The sequence below is a fragment of the Streptococcus sanguinis genome (assembly GCF_050223295.1).
GTDB classification, from domain to species: Bacteria; Bacillota; Bacilli; order Lactobacillales; family Streptococcaceae; genus Streptococcus; species Streptococcus sanguinis_X.
In genome coordinates this window covers 848,810-870,824 of record NZ_CP071424.1, presented here as the reverse complement: position 1 = coordinate 870,824, position 22,015 = coordinate 848,810, and the positions used below count along the sequence as shown (strand labels likewise).

At 43.1% G+C, this 22,015-nt stretch carries 19 protein-coding genes; 3 read left to right on the top strand and 16 right to left on the bottom strand.

Annotation, left to right across the window (positions count from 1 at the left end):
* Window positions 1-235: 235 nt before the first annotated feature.
* From J1C77_RS04420 to pcrA, 5 genes are all read right to left on the bottom strand, one after another.
* Entirely contained in the window at window positions 236-1,720 is a 1,485-nt protein-coding gene (locus tag J1C77_RS04420) for a glucosyltransferase domain-containing protein (RefSeq protein WP_002921669.1), read from the bottom strand.
* A complete protein-coding gene (locus J1C77_RS04415; protein ID WP_002921670.1) occupies window positions 1,717-2,643 on the bottom strand; it encodes a glycosyltransferase family 2 protein in 927 nt (308 codons plus the stop codon). Before J1C77_RS04415 ends, J1C77_RS04420 begins: the two co-directional genes overlap by 4 nt.
* Window positions 2,644-2,805: 162 nt before the next feature.
* Window positions 2,806-4,086, bottom strand: a complete 1,281-nt coding sequence (locus J1C77_RS04410) for an O-acetylhomoserine aminocarboxypropyltransferase/cysteine synthase family protein (RefSeq protein ID WP_002921671.1) — start codon at window positions 4,084-4,086, stop codon at window positions 2,806-2,808.
* A 98-nt stretch (window positions 4,087-4,184) separates the two neighbouring features.
* A complete protein-coding gene (locus J1C77_RS04405; RefSeq protein WP_002921672.1) occupies window positions 4,185-4,583 on the bottom strand; it encodes an NUDIX hydrolase in 399 nt (132 codons plus the stop codon).
* Window positions 4,580-6,868, bottom strand: coding sequence for a DNA helicase PcrA (gene pcrA, locus J1C77_RS04400; protein WP_002921673.1), 2,289 nt, complete (start codon window positions 6,866-6,868; stop codon window positions 4,580-4,582). The genes J1C77_RS04405 and pcrA overlap by 4 nt, the downstream gene beginning before the upstream one ends.
* 258 nt (window positions 6,869-7,126) lie before the next feature.
* Between pcrA and J1C77_RS04395 the strand changes: the two genes are divergently transcribed.
* Window positions 7,127-8,323 (top strand): cation diffusion facilitator family transporter, encoded by a 1,197-nt coding sequence (locus tag J1C77_RS04395; protein WP_002921676.1) that lies wholly within the window; start codon window positions 7,127-7,129, stop codon window positions 8,321-8,323.
* A gap of 32 nt (window positions 8,324-8,355) precedes the next feature.
* Here J1C77_RS04395 and J1C77_RS04390 read toward each other — a convergent pair whose 3' ends face one another.
* From J1C77_RS04390 to J1C77_RS04370, 5 genes are all read right to left on the bottom strand, one after another.
* Window positions 8,356-9,093, bottom strand: coding sequence for a hypothetical protein (locus tag J1C77_RS04390; protein ID WP_002921678.1), 738 nt, complete (start codon window positions 9,091-9,093; stop codon window positions 8,356-8,358).
* Window positions 9,094-9,232: 139 nt separating this feature from the next.
* Window positions 9,233-9,790 carry a signal peptidase I gene (gene lepB, locus J1C77_RS04385; RefSeq protein WP_002921679.1) on the bottom strand — a complete coding sequence of 186 codons (558 nt, stop codon included), beginning with the start codon at window positions 9,788-9,790 and terminating at the stop codon, window positions 9,233-9,235.
* A 181-nt stretch (window positions 9,791-9,971) separates the two neighbouring features.
* A complete protein-coding gene (gene pyk / locus J1C77_RS04380) occupies window positions 9,972-11,477 on the bottom strand; it encodes a pyruvate kinase (protein ID WP_002921681.1) in 1,506 nt (501 codons plus the stop codon).
* Window positions 11,478-11,533: 56 nt separating this feature from the next.
* On the bottom strand, window positions 11,534-12,544 hold the full coding sequence (pfkA, locus tag J1C77_RS04375; RefSeq protein ID WP_002895919.1) for a 6-phosphofructokinase: 1,011 nt from the start codon (window positions 12,542-12,544) through the stop codon (window positions 11,534-11,536).
* Window positions 12,545-12,628: 84 nt separating this feature from the next.
* Window positions 12,629-15,739 (bottom strand): DNA polymerase III subunit alpha, encoded by a 3,111-nt coding sequence (locus J1C77_RS04370; protein ID WP_042763208.1) that lies wholly within the window; start codon window positions 15,737-15,739, stop codon window positions 12,629-12,631.
* 180 nt (window positions 15,740-15,919) lie between these two features.
* Here J1C77_RS04370 and J1C77_RS04365 point away from each other — a divergent pair, with 180 nt between their 5' ends.
* Together J1C77_RS04365 and J1C77_RS04360 are read left to right on the top strand one after the other, a co-directional pair.
* On the top strand, window positions 15,920-16,627 hold the full coding sequence (locus J1C77_RS04365) for an ABC transporter ATP-binding protein (RefSeq protein ID WP_002900663.1): 708 nt from the start codon (window positions 15,920-15,922) through the stop codon (window positions 16,625-16,627).
* Window positions 16,628-16,641: 14 nt separating this feature from the next.
* Window positions 16,642-17,475, top strand: coding sequence for a hypothetical protein (locus tag J1C77_RS04360; protein WP_002900664.1), 834 nt, complete (start codon window positions 16,642-16,644; stop codon window positions 17,473-17,475).
* 42 nt (window positions 17,476-17,517) lie between these two features.
* Here the strand turns inward: J1C77_RS04360 and J1C77_RS04355 are convergent, their stop codons facing one another.
* The 6 genes from J1C77_RS04355 to gtfA form a co-directional block, all read right to left on the bottom strand.
* Window positions 17,518-18,213, bottom strand: coding sequence for an LrgB family protein (locus J1C77_RS04355; protein ID WP_002900665.1), 696 nt, complete (start codon window positions 18,211-18,213; stop codon window positions 17,518-17,520).
* Window positions 18,206-18,586, bottom strand: coding sequence for a CidA/LrgA family protein (locus J1C77_RS04350; protein ID WP_002900667.1), 381 nt, complete (start codon window positions 18,584-18,586; stop codon window positions 18,206-18,208). Before J1C77_RS04350 ends, J1C77_RS04355 begins: the two co-directional genes overlap by 8 nt.
* A 173-nt stretch (window positions 18,587-18,759) precedes the next feature.
* Window positions 18,760-18,981: an accessory Sec system protein Asp5 gene (asp5, locus tag J1C77_RS04345; protein WP_002921688.1), complete on the bottom strand. Its 222-nt coding sequence runs from the start codon at window positions 18,979-18,981 to the stop codon at window positions 18,760-18,762.
* A 1-nt stretch (window position 18,982) separates the two neighbouring features.
* Window positions 18,983-19,165 (bottom strand): accessory Sec system protein Asp4, encoded by a 183-nt coding sequence (gene asp4 / locus J1C77_RS04340; RefSeq protein WP_002897858.1) that lies wholly within the window; start codon window positions 19,163-19,165, stop codon window positions 18,983-18,985.
* Entirely contained in the window at window positions 19,158-20,510 is a 1,353-nt protein-coding gene (gene gtfB, locus J1C77_RS04335) for an accessory Sec system glycosylation chaperone GtfB (RefSeq protein ID WP_002921690.1), read from the bottom strand. Before gtfB ends, asp4 begins: the two co-directional genes overlap by 8 nt.
* Window positions 20,494-22,014 (bottom strand): accessory Sec system glycosyltransferase GtfA, encoded by a 1,521-nt coding sequence (gtfA, locus tag J1C77_RS04330; RefSeq protein WP_002921691.1) that lies wholly within the window; start codon window positions 22,012-22,014, stop codon window positions 20,494-20,496. The genes gtfB and gtfA overlap by 17 nt, the downstream gene beginning before the upstream one ends.
* Between the last annotated feature and the right edge of the window lies 1 nt (window position 22,015).

The following is a 22,015-nucleotide window of genomic DNA, read 5'->3' as shown; positions in this document are numbered from 1 at the left end:
TTCAATGAGTTTATTATAACAAAAAAAGCAGAAAAAATCTGCTTGATCGAATCATACCTCTAGTCATTTTTAGAAAATAAAATCTCATACTTTTTATACTCCATATATAAATGATACAACATTATGCAAGTGATAATCAGAAAACTTAGCATCATTTCAAATTGACAGTATAAACTTTAACAATGCATAATCATATTAAAATGAATCTTTTCTTTATTTCTATCTTAGAAAGATTCTACTTCATGATAACAAATAATTCATTATTTTCAAGATAAATATTATATAACTTTGTTTCTTCAAGTAATGTATAGTTTTCACTACTAAAATCTATATTAGCAATATCGATTAATTTGAAATCGACGTTTAAGTTCGTTATGCTATTAAATCTCAATGTCATATCCCAAGAAACATTTGTATTTGGCATAATCAAACTTTTTAACATTGGATAAACAGAAGCTGTATTGCTAAATACTGGCGAATCAGAAAGAAAGCGATTCACATTAATAACTGTTTTTTCGGGTGTAATGTACTTGTTTAGAGAGGAAGCTAGCAATATGCTCTGCGCTTTGAACATTTCATTTTGTTGTTTTAAACTGCTCACATAAGTAAAAGAGAAAGATAAGAAATAAAAAACTAATAATCCTGAGACGAAGGACTTTCCTCTACGTAGAATTTTACTCTTTTCAACGCACTCTAAGCTAACAATTAGGATAATCGCTAAAAAAATTCCGAAACCATATTCATATCTTGGTCTCATAAGATAATAAGGATTAGACAAAATCAAATAGGTTCCATAGCTAAACATACTTCCTAAACTTAGCCAAATCAGCATGTAAACAAAGTTTAAAAAGAATTTAGTACTGGATAAGCGAATCACACTGATAGTTAAGAGAAATATAGCAATTATCGTTAATAAAACCCAGATAGTTGAACTTTGAAAAAATATATTGTTCAAATATCCTGTAGCATTCACCCCAATTATTTTAATCATCTCTAATCCCTTTGGAATATCAGCTTGATCAGCAAAAATCGGTGGCTTTATAAAAATTTGTATACGATATAAAAGCAAACCAATTACATATGACAACATTGAGATGAAAATTTTAGGAATTTTTTCTTTAAAATAACTTCCTTGCAATAATTCTAAAAATACTAGCGTCATGGTTACAATAATGTACACTCCTGAAGAAGCTTGGTATGAATTGCACATTAAGAATATACCAAGAACTGACATAACTCCAAATATTTTTTTATTATCCCAGAAAATAAATGGAATGATGGAAACTAATATACTTAAAGTCATAAAAGGATTGTCAAATCTAAAACTTAATGGCTCTAAAAACCACGGATTAATCCCTATAATAGTTGAAACACATGCTGTTATGAAAGAAATCTTTTTATTGGGATATAAGACAAACAATAAAATTAAGCTCGCTAAAGTTAAAAAACAAGCTGACAGAATATTTGAAGTCAAGCCTAGTTCTGTCAGATGATCCCCACCTTGTATTAATCGAGCGGAATACTCACTTAAATATCTTGAATAATGTTCAGAGAATTTTGAATAGCCTTGTAATTGTCTTCCAATATCATCAATATAGGGATACTCAGCTAAACCGATATTAATATTGACTACTGAATAAATAATAAAAATAACTAGGGCAGACGATTTATTTAAAAGAAGATAGTTTTTAAAATCAGAAAAAAGTTTCTGGAAAATCATTTACTCTTCTCCTTAATCACATAAATCGGCCGATGCTTGGTTTCCATAAAGATTTTACCAATGTATTTACCCAGTATGCCGATGGTCAGCAGCTGGAAGCCGCCGATAAGGAGAATGACAGTCATAAGAGACGGCCAACCCGATGTCGGGTCACCAAAAACCAAGGTGCGAATAATAATCACTGCCATCAGAATAAAGGCTAAAATCCAAGACAGGATACCTCCTAAAAAGGCGATGTTGAGCGGCGCATCAGAGAAATTGACGATGCCTTCCAAAGAGTAGTTGAAAAGAGACCAGAAATTCCAAGAGGTCTTGCCAGCCACTCGTTCGACATTTTTGTATTCCAAGTACGCGGTATTGAAGCCTACCCAGGCAAAAATCCCCTTGGAGAAGCGATTATACTCTGAAACTTCCAGAATAGCTTCTACCATCTGGCGGCGCATCAGTCGAAAGTCACGCGCACCATCCACCATCTCTACCTGACTAATCTTGTTTATCAGCTTGTAGAACAAATTGGCAAAAAAGCTTCGGATAGGCGGCTCTCCCTCGCGAGTAGTGCGACGGGTACCAACACAGTCCAGCTCAGGATTCGAGTCCAGCATAGCCTTCATCTCAACCAGGAGCTCTGGCGGATCCTGCAAATCCACATCCATTACCGTCACAAAATCCCCACTCGCCTCTTGCAAACCAGCATAGAGGGCTGCTTCTTTTCCGAAATTGCGAGAAAAGGACAGATAGTGTACATCTGGACAGCGACTGCTGAGCTCACGTAAAACAGGCAAAGTCTGATCCGTCGATCCGTCATTGACAAAAATATATTCAAACTGGTCACGGATTTGATATTTGACCGCTTCCATAGCTTCATGAAACAAAGGAATAGATTCTTCTTCATTGAAACACGGAACAATCACCGAAATTGTCATTTTAATCTCCTACTATTTTATATATTTCATCCTATTATAACAAAAAACTAGGCGAAATGCACTGCACCCCAAAAGTTAGACACAAAAAAATCTAGCTTTTGGGGTGCAGCTTATTTGCAACCTAGTTTTAATCTTATTTGCTCTGTCTAGAGGACTTGAAAATTAGATAGATTCCAAGGCGATTCTCAAATCCTCTATCAAGTCTTCCACATTTTCCAGACCGATAGAGAGACGGATTTGATTTGGTGTAATGCCTGCTGCTAGCTGAGCCTCTGGCGACATCTGACCATGAGTCGTCGTAGCTGGATGGACGACCAGGGACTTAGCATCTGCTACATTGGCCAAGTCAGAGAAAATCTCTAAGCTGTCAATAACCTTACGAGCTTCTTTCTCCCCACCTTTGACATTAAAGGTAAAGATGGAGCCCACACCTTTAGGAAAATATTTTTCTGCCAGAGCATGATAAGGACTGTCAGCAAGCTTGGGATAATTGACCTGCTCAACCTTAGGATGCCCTGCTAGGAAATCTACAATCTTCTCGGCATTGGACACATGGCGCTCTACGCGCAAAGAGAGAGTTTCCAACCCCTGCAAGAAGAGAAAGGCATTGAAGGGGGACATTGCTGCGCCCGTATCGCGCAAGAGCTGGGTCCGGACAGCAGTAACAAAGGCTGCTGCTCCTACATCGCGCGTATAACTGATATCATGATAGCTCGGGTCTGGGTCTACAAACTGGGGAAACTTACCAGAAGCTTCCCAGTCGAAACGACCACTATCCACAATCACACCGCCGATGCTAGTTCCGTGACCACCTATAAACTTGGTCGCAGAATGTACCGCAATGTCCACTCCATGAGAAAAGACATTGATCAGATAAGGTGTAGCAAAGGTATTGTCGGAAATCAGCGGAATTTTATGGGCATGAACAAGCTCGGCCAAAGCATCAAAGTCAGGAATATTTATCAAAGGATTGCCCAAGCTTTCAATCAAAACCAGCTTGGTATTGTCCTGAATGGCTGCTTCTACTTCAGCCAGATTTTCAATATCAACAAAAGTCGTGGTAATGCCATAGCGAGGCAGGGTTTCCTTGAGCAGATTAAAGGTGCCACCGTAGATGGTAGAGGCTGCTACTACATGGTCGCCAGCATGCGCCAAGGATAAAATGGTATAGGTCAGAGCCGCCATACCAGAAGCTGTCGCTAGTGCTCCAACTCCGCCCTCCAAAGCCGCAATCCGCTCCTCAAAAGCAGACAGGGTCGGATTGGTAATCCGAGTGTAGATATTGCCCGGTTTGCGTAGGGCAAAAAGATCTTCTCCCTCCTGAGTATCGTCAAACACATAGGAAGTTGTCTGGTAAATAGGCAGAGCCCGTGATTTGGTTGTCGGGTCCACTGTTTGTCCGGCATGAAGCTGCAGAGTTTCAAATTTAAATTCACGTGTCATAAGGTCACCTCACTATAGTTATGTGATAAGTCTACCATTAAACGCCCCGCTTGACTAATAGAATTTCCTTATCAAAAGAAATAAAGAGAAGCTATATCTTATAGCTTCTCAGATATCATCTCAAAAGTCGCTTGATTGCTGGGCCAATAAAGCTGCGACGAAACTTTGTCTAAAGCTACCCACTGAGCCCCCACATGCTCATCAGAAATCTGGATTTCCTTCTGTTCTGTCAGAACTAGAAAGAGATTTTTGTGGATGGTCAGATTTTCATCAATCTTTACTGTGAAATCTCCAAGAGTCGTCAGACTTGAACAAGCTAAGAGCATGCCGGTCTCCTCTTTTATTTCACGAAGGCAGGCCTCTTCTGGGCTCTCGCCACTCTCAATCCCACCAGTAATGGGCTGCCAAAAGGAAACTTTCTCAGCTTCCACTTTCAAGAGCAGGATTTCTCGTTCCTCTGGATGATAGATCCAGGCTTCAATCGACCGCCTCATCATGATTTTTTCTCAATCGGTGCTATGCTGGCCAGCACTTTCTTCAGACCGACTTCTGGGAAATTAATCTTGAGCTCTTGACTGTTGCCACTGCCAGAGACTGCCAAAACTGTTCCATCTCCCCATTTCTTATGGTGAGCAATATCTCCGATTGCCCAAGCAACTTCCGGCTTAGATGGCTGGTTCTGACCGCTCTTTCCAAAAGGCAGACTGCCTGTAGAAATGGAACTTGGTGCCGCCTGACGCTTCCGCTCTTGTAGAGCCTGGGCCAGACTCATGCCCTGACCGAATTTGGTAGTATCGCTATTGGTATAACTGACCTTAAAGGAGCTGTTTGCTGGTCGAGCAAGTCCCTGATAGTCTAGCAGGTCTGAGCTGATTTCTCTCAAAAAGCGAGTAGGATGATTGAAATTAGTTTTACCATAAAGCATACGGGAATTGGCATTGGTCAGATAGAGAATCTTCTCTGCTCGGGTGATGCCGACGTAGGCCAGGCGCCGCTCCTCTTCCAACTCATCCTCATCTTCAGATGCCCGACTTAGAGGGAAGACATTTTCCTCCATACCAATCAGAAAGACGACCGGAAATTCCAATCCCTTGGCTGCGTGGAGGGTCATTAGAGTCACTTCGGAACTCTCCGTATCCCCATCATCTGTGTCTGCAATCAAGGCTAAGTCATTGAGAAAACGGCTGAGCTTATCAAGACCAGACTCATCAGTAGGATTGTCTGGACTTTCGTCAAAATTCTTGGTTACAGACAGGAATTCTTCAATATTTTCAATCCGAGCTTGGCTCTCCAAGGTTGCCTGCGCAGCTAAGGCCGCAGCATAACCTGTCTTTTCCAGTACGGCTTCTACCAACTCCGTCACTGTAAAGTCGTCCAAGCGCTCCCTCAAATCCAGAAGCATATTAGCAAAATCATAGACCGCCTGAGCCGCCTTGCCCTTGACTGGAGACAGCAGGATATTGGCCGACGCATCTAGCAAGGAGATTTCCTGACTGGACGCAAAATCCCGAATTTTCTCCACCGTTCCTGGTCCGACACCACGCTTAGGCTCATTGACCACGCGCTCATAGCTGATATTATCGCTAGGATTGGCGATGAGATTGAGATAAGAAATAACATCGCGGATTTCCTTGCGGCTGTAGAACTTGGTGCCACCGACCATAGTATAGGGAATATTGGACTTTAGCAGGGCTTCCTCCACTGTCCGTGACTGGGCATTAGTCCGGTAAAGAACTGCAAAATCCTTATGACTGTATCCTTCTCGGCTCAGCTGATCAATAGTTCGGGCGACAAAAAGAGCTTCATCCTGCTCGTCATTAGCCCGATAGTAGACAATTTCCTCACCGTCTTCGTTTTGAGTCCAGAGATTTTTAGGACGGCGGTTGCGGTTGTTTCGGATGACTTCATTAGCTGCCTGAAGAATGGTCTTGGTGGAACGATAGTTTTCCTCTAGCAGAACTACCTTAGCTTCTGGATAATCCTTTTCAAAGTCCAGGATATTCTGCATATCGGCTCCCCGCCAGCCATAGATAGACTGGTCAGCATCTCCGACTACGCAAATATTCTTAAAGCGGGAAGCCAAGAGCTTGACCAGCTGATACTGAGCATGATTGGTATCCTGATACTCGTCCACATGGATGTACTGGTAGCGTTGCTGGTAGTAGGTCAAAACGTCAGGATTTTGATCAAAGAGTCGCAGGGTCAGCATGATTAAGTCGTCAAAGTCCATAGCCTCAGACTGGCGCAATTCCTTTTGATAGGCCGTGTAGCACTTAGCTACAATCTCTGTATACATATCACCAGCTAGATTTGCATAGGCTACCTCATCAATCAGGTCGTTCTTAGCATTGGAAATAGTTCCCAGAATGGCACGCTCATTCCACTTTTTAGGGTCCAGATTGAGATTTTTGAGAATTCGCTTCATCAGAGTCCGCTGTTCGCCAGGATCAACGATCGTAAAGTTGCGGTTGTAGCCAATATGATCTGCTTCTCGTCTCAGAATACGCACACACATGGAGTGGAAGGTAGCGATTAAGCAATCTTGAGCTTCCGTTTTAAGTTTTTCAGCCCTTTCTCTCATCTCCCGCGCCGCCTTATTGGTAAAGGTAATGGCAAGGATATTCCAAGGATTGACCATTTTTTCATCAATCAAATAGGCAATGCGGTGGGTCAGGACACGGGTCTTACCCGATCCAGCTCCCGCCATAATCAGCAAAGGCCCTTCTGTTGTTTGAACCGCCTCAGCCTGACGGTCATTCATACCGTTTAATAAAGGATGCATTTTTCTTCCTCTTTCAAAGTCAATGCTACTATTATAACAAAAATCCTGATGAAGCTAAACCAGAAAGAAGAGGAATTCCTGATTTTAGATTAGATTTTCGACAAAGTCATCTAAGGCACCCTAAGCCCGACGCAAATTGAAAATCAGGCCTATTTTTGCTATAATATGCCCATATGAGACTTAGAGCAACTGTTCAGAGATGACTTTTTCGCAAGTCTCTTTTCCATTCTACTGCCCCGCATAAAAAGAAAGGCTGTCATGAAAAATCCTAGTAACAATCTGAAGCTAGCGGAGAGAGGAGCCATCCTTTCCATCGCTACCTATCTGATTCTCTCCGCGTTCAAGATTATCGCAGGCTCGACCCTCCAGTCCTCCAGTCTGACGGCCGATGGCTTCAACAACGTCTCTGATATCGTGGCTAATATCGCCGTTTTAATTGGCCTGCGTATGGCTAGAAAACCAGCCGACCGTGACCATCGCTTTGGCCACTGGAAGATAGAAGATCTGGCCAGTCTCATCACATCTTTCATCATGTTTTTCGTTGGATTTGATGTCTTGATTGAGACCATTCAGAAGATCATCTCCAATCAAGAAACCAAGCTTGACCCTGTTGGTGCCGTGGTCGGGATTATCTCGTCAATCATTATGTTGGGTGTTTATTTTTACAATAAAACGCTAGCTAAAAAAGCTCACTCCAAGGCTCTGGATGCCGCAGCCAAGGATAACCTATCAGACGCTGTCACTTCTATTGGCACTTCAGTTGCTATCATTGCCAGTGCCTTCAATTTCCCAATCGTTGATAAGCTAGCAGCCATTATCATTACCTTCTTCATTCTCAAGACTGCCTATGATATCTTTATGGAATCTTCCTTCAGCCTGTCCGACGGATTTGATGAAAGCTTGCTGCAGGACTATAAGCAAGCTATACTGGAAATTCCTAAAATCACTCAGGTCAAGTCGCAGCGTGGCCGGACCTATGGTAGTAATATCTATCTGGATATTATTCTTGAAATGAATCCTGATTTATCTGTTTTTGAAAGCCATGAGATTGCGGACCAAGTCGAAGATATACTTATGGAGCGCTTTGGGGTCTTTGACATTGATATTCATATTGAGCCCGCTCCCATTCCCGAAGATGAGACGCTGGACACTCTTTACCCAAACCTGCTCATGCGTGAGCAGTTAGTAGAGCAAGGCAGCCAACTGGATACGCTTCTGTCTGCTGAATTTCTCTATATTTCCCAAGATGGCCGACAGCTGAACAAGGCTGAGTTTCAGGCAGAAAGAGCCTCAAAAACACCTATCAAAAACTTTGAACTGCTCTCTGTCAGCCAGAAAACCAAGCTCATCCGCTATGAAATGGACGGTGTTATCCATACCAGCCTCTGGCGCCGCCACGAAGTATGGCAAAATATCTTTCACCAAGAGACACGAAAAAACCAGTCTGATGATTAAGTCAGTCTGGCTTTTTCATTGCAACACATCCTTCATTTCCCTGTATAATAAATAACAGTAATACTATCTAGACTTTGCAAATTTGTTGGTTTCTCTTTAGCTTTCAGGCCGTTTTTTTCAGGATTGTCAGACAAATGATAGTTGTCATAGCTATCATCTAGGTCGGTATAAATCTTTATCTTATCATTAACAAGTAAAGCAGCATATCTTGCCTGTCCAAAAGGCTTTCTTGAAATCTTTGTAAATTCAATTTTTTCAACATTTTCATAGTGATTCAGTAAAAATAAAGCCAGTCCCTCTTCCTGGTTGCGCACCTTTACTTTTTCCTCAGTCGTCAGCCAAGCATTTTCTCCAGAGTAAATAACATCCGTCTCACCCGTATCTTTAAAATTTGTGACCTTCTCTTTCTTTTTCAGACGAAAAGTCAATTCTGTCGAATCAGTGTGAGAGCTATCATTTATATTATAGTTCTCATCTTTTGTGTCCAAAGAAATGTGTGGTATATAGCTGGTGTCATTTACAATCACACTAACAGAACCTGCTTCCCAGAACTTTCCCTTGGAAAATTCATCAAATTCAATTTTTTGAACATCTTCATAATGATTAATGATATAAAGTGCAAGCTTTTGCTCTTTCTTATGAAGCTCCGTCATTTCTGTATCTGACATCCATATTTTTTCACCATCTCTATTTACTATGCCGCTACATGCAGTCAGAAAACTCAGTGCAAGTATAGTCAAAAATAATATTTTTTTCTTTCTTGACTTCAAGAGCAGTCTCCTTTAACAGTCTTTTGATATTAGTATACCACATCAGAACAAGTATCTTTATGTTTACTTGTAACTTTAAAGTTGATTTTCAAAGAAAAAAACCAAGGTTGCCCTGCCTTGGTTGAAAATAGACTTTAATTTACTTATTCTTAATAAAACCAAATTCATTAAGCGGTGAAAGTCGGAACTCCACCACTCCCTTGATTTGACTGGCTTTGATGAGCCCAAATTCTCGGCTGTCCTTCGTATTTTCCCGTCGATCATTAAGAATCAAATAAGAATCTTTAGTAATTTTATCAGATTTTGAGTCTTTTAAATCCATAATAGAGAAATCATGAGTATAATATCCCGAACTTCCTGCTGAAGCCAGATACTTCTCTCGCATTTTCTCAATGTATTCTTCCGACATGACCTGGCCGTTCAGGTAAAGAAGATCATCCATATAGGTTACCTGATCCTTTTCCTGGGCAATGACCCGGCCGACATAGTCTTTGCCGTCCACTTCATAGAGGACAAAATCCCCACGCTTGATGTCTTGCTTTCTCGTCGCCAAGACCAAGTCATTCTTTGCCAAGTAAGCATTGCTGTCTTGCTCAGTCACCCGATAAGGCGTATAAATAAAAACTCTCAGCCCTATAATGATAGCTGCTAGTACTGAAAAAATAATAATATTTCTTAATAAATCTCTCTTTAACATTCGTCTCCCCCATCTCTTTTATACCATTATATCATTTTTAGACAAAATAGACAAAGGTACAATTTTATTTCAAAAATCAATTCTCAAACTTGTTCTTCTCTCAAGTAAGATAAGTGGTATCACATAGACAAGAAAAAAACCGGTGATTTTCCAATCAACGGTTCTTTTTTGTTGTCTTAAATTAACGTACTGTACGGATGCGCATTGTGTTGGTACGAACTGCTTCACCAAGCGGCACACCAGCAACAATAACGATATCATCGCCAGATTCAACCAATCCTTGCTCAACCGCAATCTTTTCAGCGATTTCAAACATATCATCTGTATTAGATGGAGTTTCAGTAGTCACTGGAATAACACCCCAGTTCAGCATAAGACCACGTTGAGTCAATTCGTCAAAAGTGATAGCTAAGATATCAGCGTTTGGACGGTATTTAGAAATCAAGCGAGCTGTGTGACCAGTCTTAGTAAGGGTAACTACCAACTTGATATCCATTGAATTTGTAGCATCTTTAACTGCTGAAGCCATAACTTCAGTCTTAGAGTTGCGCTCAAAGTTGTCAGTTGTCAAACGGCCATATTCGTTAAGAAGGGTTTGAGCATTCTTATCGATAGTCGCCATTGTTGTTACTGACTCAAGTGGGTATTTACCATTTGCAGACTCGCCTGAAAGCATAGTTGCATCAGTTCCGTCGATAACAGCGTTAAATACGTCTGATACTTCTGAACGAGTTGCACGTGGTTTTTCTGTCATGGTTTCAAGCATGTTAGTTGCTGTGATAACCACTTTACCAGCTGCATTTACCTTAGTGATGATCATTTTTTGGTAAACTGGAACCATTTCGAATGGCACTTCGATACCCATGTCACCACGGGCAATCATGATACCGTCAGCAGCTTCAATGATCTCGTCCAAGTTATCGATACCTTGTTGGTTTTCGATTTTCGCGAACAATTGAACATGGCCATTACCAGTTTCTTCACAGATTGCACGAACTTCGTTAACGTCTTTTGCAGTACGTACAAATGAAATCGCGATGAAGTTGATTCCTTGCTCAAGACCAAAGCGGATATCGTCATTGTCACGCTCAGCAAGTGCTGGGAAAGGAATCTTAGTGTTAGGGATGTTCACACCTTTTTGCTTAGCAATGATGCCGTCATTTTCAACTTCTACTTCAAATTCACGAGTAGCAGCGTCTTTTGCGATAACACGAAGACCAAGTTTACCATCGTCAACCAATACTTGACGGCCAACTTCAACATCATCGTAGATGTCCAATCCGCCAGCAACGTTCAAAGCAATGACTTCACGAGTAGATTTGATACCTTGCTTAGTAGCAACACGGATTTTTTCACCAGTTTTGTATGAATACTCTTTTGCATCGCCTTCGAACAATTCTGTACGAATTTCTGGTCCTTTTGTATCAAGAAGGAAACCAACTTTTTGACCAGCAATTTCTTCTGCACGCTTAACAGTTGCCATGCGCTCTCCTTGCTCAGCATGGTCACCGTGTGAGAAGTTGAAACGGAATGTGTTTGCGCCAGCTTCAATCAGCTTAGCAATGTTTTGAGCTGATGCTTCAACATCCAGCTTTTCTCCCCAATATCCGTCATCACCGAATTTTTTTCCACCGCGGATTTCTACCGCAGGACCTAATGTTGCAACGATTTTTACACGTTTATTCATGATTGTATGAAACTCCTTCTTCTATTTGGCCTCTTGGCCTGAATAACAAATAATAATTAAATATTGATGCTGCGGTTCAAATCAGCCAAGTCCAGATCAGCCTTGTGCGGATTGTTAACGACAATTTTGCCTTCAGCAGTCAAGCTAAAGAGTGCTCCTTCTTCAGCAGTTCCCAGAATTGGGCTTTCAACCATCTGCTCATTGCGGATTCCAACAGCAACTCCGCCGATACCTTCTTTAAGCAGTTTAACAGCATGTGCTCCCATACGAGATGCAAGAACACGGTCACGCGCAGTCGGTGAGCCTCCACGCTGGATATGTCCGAGCTCTGTGACACGCAAATCGCTCATATCTCCAGCTTCTTTCAGCTTCTCAGCGAATTCATCCGCTGACATGACACCCTCAGCCAAGACGATGATGTTGTGTTTCTTACCCTTGGCATAGCCATTCTTAATGCTTTCAACAACTTCTTCGATCTTAAAACCTTCTTCAGGAACGATGATTTCATCCGCACCAGATGCAATACCTGCCCAAAGAGCAATATCACCAGCATTACGACCCATTACTTCGATAACGAAAGTACGGCGGTGACTGGATGAGGTATCCCGAATCTTGTCAATCGCATCCATAGCTGTAGTAACAGCAGTATCAAAACCGATAGTGAAGTCTGTTCCGACGATATCATTGTCAATGGTTCCTGGAACACCGACAGCTGGAAAGCCATGCTCTGTCAAGCGCATAGCACCGTGGTAAGATCCATCACCACCGATAACAACGACACCTTCGATTCCATGTTTTTTAAGCTGCTCAATCCCTTTCAGCTGCCCTTCAACTTGGGCAAACTCAGGGTAACGAGCAGAGTGAAGGAAAGTTCCACCGCGAGAAATAATGTCACCAACTGATGTCGCATCAAGTGGGTAAATCTCGCCAGCTACCATTCCAGCGTAACCATCATAAATACCGTAAACTTCCATTCCTTCGGAAATTGCTTTACGAACAACCGCACGGATGGCAGCATTCATACCAGGGGCATCACCACCACTAGTCAAAACAGCAATACGTTTCATTTCGCTTTTTGCTCCTTTTTCTTTTTAACATTCTTATAGATTATACCACAATCATCATGAAAATTCTCTTATTTTCCATATTTTTTAACGAAAAATCGTTTTCATAGTATAATTCTTCAATTCCTCTTGCAGCTGCTCCGATTTCTCCACTCGGAAATGAGGTGCAGATATGGTTCGCTTCTCATCTTCATAGCGCAGGACAACCGGAATATTACCGGGGTATTTCTGCAAAATCTGAGATATTTCCCGATCATGTTCATGGCCCGCAAGCTTTATCCAGAAGCGTTCTGTAGTGGCTTCTTCTATATCTGACAAGACCAACTGTAAACGACCATCCCGCTCCTGCACCTTGCCGGTCAAGTAGTAAATCCCCTTCTCCTTAATACGTTTGGCCAACTGACGATAGGTATCAGGAAAAAGGGTAACATCCAGTTTTTTCTTCGTATCTGAAACCTGCAAGAAAGCCATATTCTCGCCCTTTTTGGTCCGGATAGTCTTAATAGACTGGACTTCAGCCAGAATCCTAGCTCTGCTATTTTCCGTCAAATCACTAATCCAGCTAAAGGGCTGGTCCGCTTCTTTGGCCAGTTTAACCAAGGGGTGATCGCTAAGCCCCACACCGATAATGCTCTGTTCCAGCTCAAACTTTTCAGCATCGCTAAAATCCTGAGCCTCTGTCCAAGAATAGGTCGTATCCGCAAAGAGACTGCCCAACTCATCCGCAAATACAAATAAATTAGGCAGATTGGCTAGAATTTTTTGGCGATTTTTCTCAAAACTGTCAAAGAGCCCCAGCTGGATCAGAGGAGTCAGCAGCGGAATCTTATGGTAATTCTTAGGCAGGCGCAGAATAAAGTCTTCCACCCCAGTAAAGGCAGCATTTTGTCGCTCTTCGATAATCCAGTAAGCCAAATCCCTAGGCAGGCCTTTGATATTTTTCAGACCCAAAAAAATCTTTTTATCCTGAAACTTATCATGGTAGGGAATATTATTGATGCTGAGGGGTGCTGTTTCAAAGTCAAAACTCAGGGCATCGTTGATATAGTCACTGCTAGAATAATTGAGCATGATATCAAAGAAAACATCTGGATAGTGAGCCTTGAAGTAAGCCAACTGAAAAGCCAGAGCTGAGTAGGCATAGGCGTGGCTGCGGTTAAAGCCATAGCCAGCAAACTTCTCCATAATAGCAAAGACTTCCTTGGCTTTGGTTTCCGAGTGACCAAGTTTGAGAGCACCTGCGACAAAGTCCTCCTGCATGCGGTGCATTTCAGCAGCGCTTTTCTTGCCCATTGCTCTTCGTAAAATATCGGCTTTCCCCAGACTAAAGCCACCAAAGCGCTGGGCCACCTGCATGACTTGCTCTTGGTAGAGCATGATACCGTAAGTCGGAGCTAGAATATCAGCCAAACTTTCATCAATTAACTCCACCTGCTCCAACCCATGCTTTCTCTTGACAAAATTGTCGATGTAATCACTGGCTCCAGGACGATTGAGAGAGGTTGTGGCTACTACTTCCTCAAAGCAAACTGGCTGAACCCGCTTGAGCAGACTGATAGCGCCCGGCTGCTCAAACTGGAAAATCCCCTTGGTCTGGCCAGCCGCAAAGAGTTTCAGAGTGTCTGCATCCTCCAAGTCAATCTCTGCAATTTCAATATCTACCTCATATTTTTTCAGGGTTGCTTCTTTCATCCGCTGGATAAAGGTCAGATTGCGCAAGCCCAGAAAATCCATCTTGAGCAGTCCATTGCTCTCCACACCGTGGGCATCATATTGGGTAATATACATGTCCTCGCCGTATTTGAGCGGTATCTGATCAGTCAGGTCACTGTCGCTCATCACAACGCCAGCTGCATGGATAGAAGTCTGACGGGGATGACCTTCGATTTTTTTAGCAATATCAAAGGCTTTTTGATATTCCAGCTTACTATTGATAATCTGACGGAAGGCCATGTTTTTCTCATAAGCAGAGGTCAGACTATCTCCAAAACGGATTTTCTTTGTGATATTGGTCAGCTCATACTCTGGCAGACCGAAGCGCTTGAAAACATCGCGAATGGCCTGCTTAGCTCCGAAGGTCGAGTAGGTCACAATCTGAGCCGCATGCATGCTGCCATAACGGTCGCGAACATAGCGGATAAACTCCGGCCGGTAAACATCCGGTATATCGATATCAATATCGGGCATGGTATAGCGCTCTAGATTTAGAAAGCGCTCAAAAAGCAGGTTATTCTTGACTGGGTCAATCCCAGTAATCTCCAAAGCATAGGCCACCAGACTGCCAACAGCAGATCCTCGGCCCATGCCCATATAATAACCCTGACTGCGACCAAAGCGCAACAAATCCCAGACAATGAGGAAATAATCATCAAAGCCCATCTGATGAATGACATCCAGCTCCTGATCCAGCCGTTCCTGATAAAGTTTACCTGTTAAACCGCGTTTTTTTAAGCCAGCTTTGGAGCGCTCCCGCAACTCTTCCACGGCTGGCCGCTCCCGATTAAAGCGGGGCAGTTTCAGCTCCCTATTGATATCGTAATGAACATCACGGACTAGCTTCTCAAGATTAGCCAGACTCTCTGGGAAAGTTTCCTTAAAAGCTCCTGCCAGAGCATCTGGTGCCAGCAAAAACTCATGATTAGGGAGGCTGCCAATCTCCCGCAGGCTGGCATTTTCTCGAATAGCCCGGAGCATCTGCAAGGTTTCCAAATCCCCCCTATCAAAATATCGGACGGTATGCAGGGGCAGGGTTGGTCGACCAAACTCCTGCTGGGGCGTTGCTGGAAAAACTCCAATGTAAAAATCCAACCCCAAATCCAGATCTGCTACTCCGTCAAAAGCAGGAACAATCACAGCCAAGCCCTTAAAGAGATGCTGGAAATCCTCCCAATTTTTTTGTCCCATCATCTTGAGAGTCGAGACTTTCATCAGATTGCGATAGCCCTGACTGTCTAAGGCCAGCAGACGGAGATGAAGCTCCTGCTCTGCCTTGATCAGACTCAGCTCCAAGCCTAAAAGTGGCTGCAGTCCCGCAGATTCGGCTTCCTCTAAGAAATGATAGGCTCCATAGAGATTGTCCACATCCATCATGCCCAGATGGCTGTATCCTAACTCCTTGGCTTTCTGCACATATTTCTTTATCGGGATCAAGCTATCCATAAAACTGTAAACAGTTTTGGTATCAAGTTGTATCACCACATTTTTCTCCTTGAACATGCTTTGCTTCTTCTTATAACTATTATACCGCAATTCACTGAATGAGGGAAATAGGAGTTTGACTGAACAGAAAGATTCCATTCACCCTTTCCGGCTTTCTTTGCCATTTTCCTAAGGAAAAGGTATAATAATTGTAAATTGAAGAAAATAAAGGAGACATGTATGAATCAGTATCCTCTGGTCTATCTTGACCATGTCCATAAAAATTATGGCGACGCACCCGCCCTGTATGATGTGAGCTTAAACATACAGCCCGGCAGAATCATCGGACTTCTAGGTCCTAATGGCAGCGGCAAGACAACTATTATCAAGCTTATCAATGGTCTCTTGCAGCCCACCTCTGGCCATATCTATCTCAAAGGCGTCAAACCTTCTCCTGATACCAAAAGAATCGTTTCCTATCTGCCAGATACGACTTATCTGAGCGACAGCTCCAAAGTAATCGAAGCTGTAAAATATTTCCAAGATTTTTATGATAATTTTGACAGCGCGAAAGCTATGCAGCTTCTAAAGGATCTTCATATCGATCCTCAAGCACGCATCGGAAGCCTTTCAAAAGGAAATAAAGAAAAAATGCAGCTCATTCTGGTCATGAGCCGCCATGCGGAACTGTATATCCTAGACGAGCCTATCGGTGGTGTTGATCCGGCTGCTCGCGACTATATCCTGCAGACCATCATTCAAAACCGCACACCTCAGTCTTCTGTCATCATTTCCACCCACTTGATCGCAGATATCGAGCCAATCTTGGATGAAGTAATCCTGATTAACCAAGGTCAGATCTTTTTGCATGAAAATGCTAATCAGCTGCGTCAACAGTACAATCAATCCATTGATAATCTCTTCCGCAGCCAGTTTCGCTTTTATTAGGAGGGCTTCATTATATGTTTGGAAAACTGTTTAAATACGACTTTAAGTCTAATTACAAATGGTATTGTATCACCTTTGCCATTCTTCTCACTCTATCAGTCTTTATGGGAATCATAGCTGGCAGCATCCTAAGACCTGAGGCGATGAATCGCTATAGTGAACATCCATTGTCTATTAGTGGTGTTATTATCACTTTCTATCTACTATTTCTCTTGCTGTTTTCTGCATCTTGCGCAGTCTTTCTATCCAATACCATCATTATTATCCGTCGATTTTATAAAAATGTCTTTGGGAGAGAAGGCTACCTGACTTGGACCTTGCCGGTCACCCCGCATCAGATTCTTCTGTCCAAGCTTCTTTCCGCATTTGTTTGGACCCTCTTGTGTATGCTGACCATGTTTATTAGTGGTTTAGTCATCTTTGGCATTGCTCTTCCCCTTGTAGGCTATTCATTCGATGAGATTTTTAAATTTATTGGTGAAATACCAGATTTGTGGCTATGGATTGTCAAATACGGCTTCCTTAATCTCCTTCAAATCCTTTCTGGTATCCTCTTCTTTTACCTAGCAATCTCAGTCGGACAGCTTTTCAAGAAGAATCGGATTATGATGGCTGTGCTCTTCGGATTTTTAATTTGGACTGTTCTGGCAGTCTTGTCACTCTTCTTACCTAGTTCTTTTGATTCATATGGACTACTTAGTTTATATGATTATAGTTACTCCTCTTCGGACTTTGAACAGATGCTAGATGGTTTCATTATTATCCGAATCGTCTTTGAACTGGTCAAAATTTTCGGTTTCTATTTTACAATCTATACCATTGTAAAAAACAAACTAAATCTTCAATAAGCAAAACAAGGTTGAAACAAAACGTTTCAACCTTGTTTATTTTTACTTCAGAATAATTGCTGCCACGATGGGGCTGACCAGAACATACATGAGGCCGGTCACGCCAATCGCAAGTCCTGCCATAGCTCCTGCGACCTGACCGTATTTAAAGGCAGTTCCCGTTCCTACCGCATGGCCTGTTCCCCCTAGAGCTAGACCGATAGCTACTGGATCCGTTATTTTTAAGAGCTTAAGAAGCGTTGGTCCTAAGACACTGGTCAGAATGCCCGTCGCAACCACCACCACTAATGTCACTGTAGCAATCCCTTGCAGCTTGTCTGTGATACCGACAGCCATGGCCGTTGTGACAGATTTCGGAAAAAGAGAAACAGCCAGAAAGAAATCCATGCCGAAAAACTTAGCCAGCAGAGCAGTGAAGCTGGTATTGACTACAACTGCCGCAAAGGTCCCAATCAAAATACTGCGCGCATGGTGCTTCATCAAATGAAAAGTCTTGTAAAGCGGAATCCCCAAAGCAACTGTAGATGGCACAATAAGATTGTTTAAATAGGAGCCGCCGACATAGTAATCCTTGTAGGAAATACCAGATAGTTTCAAAAAAGCAATAACCAAAACTGCTGCAATCAACAAAGGTGTTGTCAAGGGATGAGGAAATCTCCGAAAAATCAATAGGCCGAACAGATAGGCCAAGATAGACAAGGCAAGGCCAAAGAGAGGGTTGCTCCATAAATCAGACATTACTGGCGTCTCCTTCCTCATAATCTCCTTCAAAACGAGTCTTAATCAGCTGCACCACAACTGCAATCACGCAGACATTGAGCACAATCGCTCCTAAAACAATCAAAATAATCGGCAGCAGATAAGGTGCAATGACCTGAAATTTATCCATGATACCAACTGCAGGAGGCAGAAAAAGGATGGTCATATTTGCCAAGAGAAAATTGCCAACCATACTGATATGACGCAAACGCAGGAGCTTAAACTGCAGAGCTAAAAACAGCAAGACTAAACCAATGATACTGCCCGGAACGGGCAGGTGGAAAACACTTGAAATTCCTTCTCCAACGAGGGAAATCATGAAAATAATCATCAACTGAACATATAATTTCATACCAAACCTCCATCACTTGTATATCCAGTTTACTCCTTTTCAGAAAAATATCAAGGTGCTTTCAGAAATTAAAACCTTTACATCCAAAATTTGCTTATAAAAATTCCCTCTATTGTCTGCAATAGAGGGTCTTTCTTATTTAGCAGTCGTCTGAGTAACTTCCTAAACAGATGCTAGAGGGATTGAATCATAAAAAAAATCATGAGAATAATCAAGGCAACGCTTGCCAAAAGAACGAGGATTTTCTTTGCGAGGTGGGTTTCCCAGTAGCCTGACTTGCCGATTGATGTATTGGTGTCTCTGTAAAATTGCTGGTTTTCTCTGGGAAGAAGACTAACCAGCAAAATCAAGACAAGGGCTGCTACAATGGTAAGTGTAATCAATATTGTTTGCATTTTATTTCCTCAAGGCTCCAATCAATGTAAAAATCAAGCCAATCAAGATCATCAAGCCCAAGGCGATGACAAAAGCCTTGTTGAGATTTTCTCCCAAGCTGGCCTTCTCTTTCTTAGGCTTGCCATGCTTGAGCTCATCTAACCGCCCCTCAATATCCTTATGAAATAAATCTTTTTTAGCCATTCTGACCTCCTAATAAGCTTTGGAGAGTCTCCTGATAAAGACTGACGGGTACATCATTGGCATGTCGGCCTTGAGCTTGCAAGGCTGACCGCATCTGCTCAACACCAGATAAGGCTTCTTCCAAAGTTGATGCCAGTTGAGCTGGCTGGCTGCTGTCAAAAATATGCTCTCGGGCAATGTAGTGCCTGTCATGCAGGGTCTGCTCAAAGCCTAGAATCAAGAGATTGTTCTCAAAAGCCTTGCGCACTGCCTGCAGGACCTGACCGCCGTGATTGATATCCAGATAAATGTCTGATTCCAAGTAGAGCTGCTCAATCTGCTTGAGACTGGCATTTTGATAAAGGACGACATTCTTATAGGACAGCATAGACAAGAGCTTAGGCGACATTTCCGTAAGGGCAGCAATGCGAAATACTAGCTGCGGCAGGGACTGAACCAAGGTCTCTAAGCCTTCAATCTGATCCGAATGGGTCAAGATTAAGGCATCTTTTCGTAGGTAGTTGTCCCGCTTGAAGTCATAATGATAGCCCAGATGCAGGAACTTCTGCTGCTGGTCAGTCGCTGCCAGACTCTTGGCCTTTTCATAAGTTGCTAAATCTGGAATGACAATGGTCTGCGCCCGCAGCTGACTATTTTCTAGAATCAGCTGCATATTGCCCGGAAGCTCATCATACAGAGGTTCCTGCCAAAAGAGAATATCCTGCCCAGCTCTACCTCTCAAACTGTGGGAAACTAGGAAAGAATAAGCCAGCGAATTAAAGAGAATGTGATCCAAGTCAAAGTCTAGCCGCTCTAAAAAGAAATGGATAAAATCTACTCGGCTTTTAAAAATCCGCAAGGGCTCTTGGTCCAGAGTCAGGATGATGTCACCAGTGGCATGATTTTCCACGATACGCTCCTGACCATCAGTGCTGTAATAGGTTGTGTTGAAAGCCTCCTGGCCTGATTTATAGGCTGTTTTCGCAAAGTAGCGGCCTTGCTTATTATAACGCTCACTCAGTCGCAGCTGGCCTTTTTTATCCAGCCAATCCACCTGCTTGACTAAGCGACCCTTGGCCTGACTGGCATAGTGAATCCGTGCTCTTTCTTCCCCCATGTCACTGACACGCGCCGCCTGATGGTCGCCTGTGATTTCCCAGAAAGGAGGCACTGGCACTTGATTGAAAAAGAGCGGGTGATCTACTCCCTCTTCATCCCCTAAAAAATAAGTATAGGGGGAGATCATGTCGTCCGGCAGAAAGCCATTGGCCTCAATGACAATGGTCGGACAGTCATAGCCAGCTGCAAGGAGAGAATCATGCAGATCCTGGGTTTCCTGATTGTAATAATCAAAGAGCTGAATCATCTCTGACCTCCTTTAAAAGCTGGGACCAAGCCGCTTCAACCCGGCTGGTCAAATAATTCTCGGCCACTTGATAAGAGTGTTGGCTCATCTCCTGCTGGCGTCCTTGACTAAAGAGAGCAACTATTTTCTCCACAAAAGCAGCAATAATCTGGTCCTCGACCTGATTGGAACTGACCGGCAGCAGATAGCCATTTTTACCATCATCGATAAAAGTCTGATTGCCATAGCGGACATCAAAGCCAATAAGGGGCAGACCTGATCCAACCGCTTCCATGAGCGTTAGACCAAAGCCTTCACTGGTTGAAGCCGTCAGATAAAGCTCATAGCCTGCATAAATCTGGCTCAAATCTGCATGCCCTTTAAGCCGAATGTAGTCCTGAGCTCCTGCTTCCTCAATCCTGCGGCGCAGCTTGTCCTCTTCGCCCCCCTTACCGTAAATATCCAGAGTCAGCTCAGGTAGCTGGGCATGGGCTTGGACAGTCGCTGCCACTAGCCAATCGATATGCTTTTCCGTAGCGAGACGCGAAGCCGTGATCATGGAGTAAGGCTTGCGAGGCTCTTTGGGATAAGTCAGCTGGTCCAGACTCCCTACCGGTATGGTGACAATCTTGGGCTGCTTGTCCGAGTAATGCTGAAACTGCTGCTCTAGAATCGTTTTCTGAGCCTCTGTTGCAACGATGAAAAAGTCCACCTTATCAGCATTGGTAAACTGGTAGTCATAGAAATTATTCCAGAGAATGTAGTCGTCACTGCTGGCATTTTCACTAAAATGCTCTGCATGGACCACCACTCCCAGCTTAGCCTTCTGACTCTCCTCAAAGACAACCTGACCAATCCCTGTCTCTCTATCTAAGATGACCACATCATCAGATTTCAACTCCAAGCTCTGAAGAAAATAACGAACTAGCTCAGCCTTGGAATAGAAAATCCGGTCTGGAAAGCGATAGAGCTCTTCCTGACCATCCTCTATCAGCATGTCATAGGCCACACTGCCGTCTTCGTGGTAAAAACGGCGCTGGTATAGGGTTGCAGCATCATTGTGAGGTGCGAAGTACTCGCTGGCATAGCGGACATAGGAGAAATAATCCTTGCGAATCAATCTCCCCCTCGAGACATATTCCACATGCTCCACAAAGTCTTGGTCTTCCTGCCGCAGATAGCAAGTGATAAACTGATCATCCTGCGGATAGAAATAGCGGACAATCTTGCCCTCTCTCTCCGAGCGCTCCGGCTGACCAGCTACTTGAGCCAGCACCTGATCCAGCGTCACCGTCGTCGGTGCAATCTTGATATCAGTAAAATAGTTATAAAGCCAGATAACTTCCTCATCCAGAAAACCAATATTTTCCGTCAGATGCTGAATATTATCCGCTAAAATCATATCCATAAAGATAAACTTAGCCGGCTGCTGGATCCTGCGCAGAAGCTGGGCCCGATAAGCTTGGGCGTATTCTACACCGCTGCTGGCCCAGCCAATGCCTAAGTTGATGTTATATACTGTCATA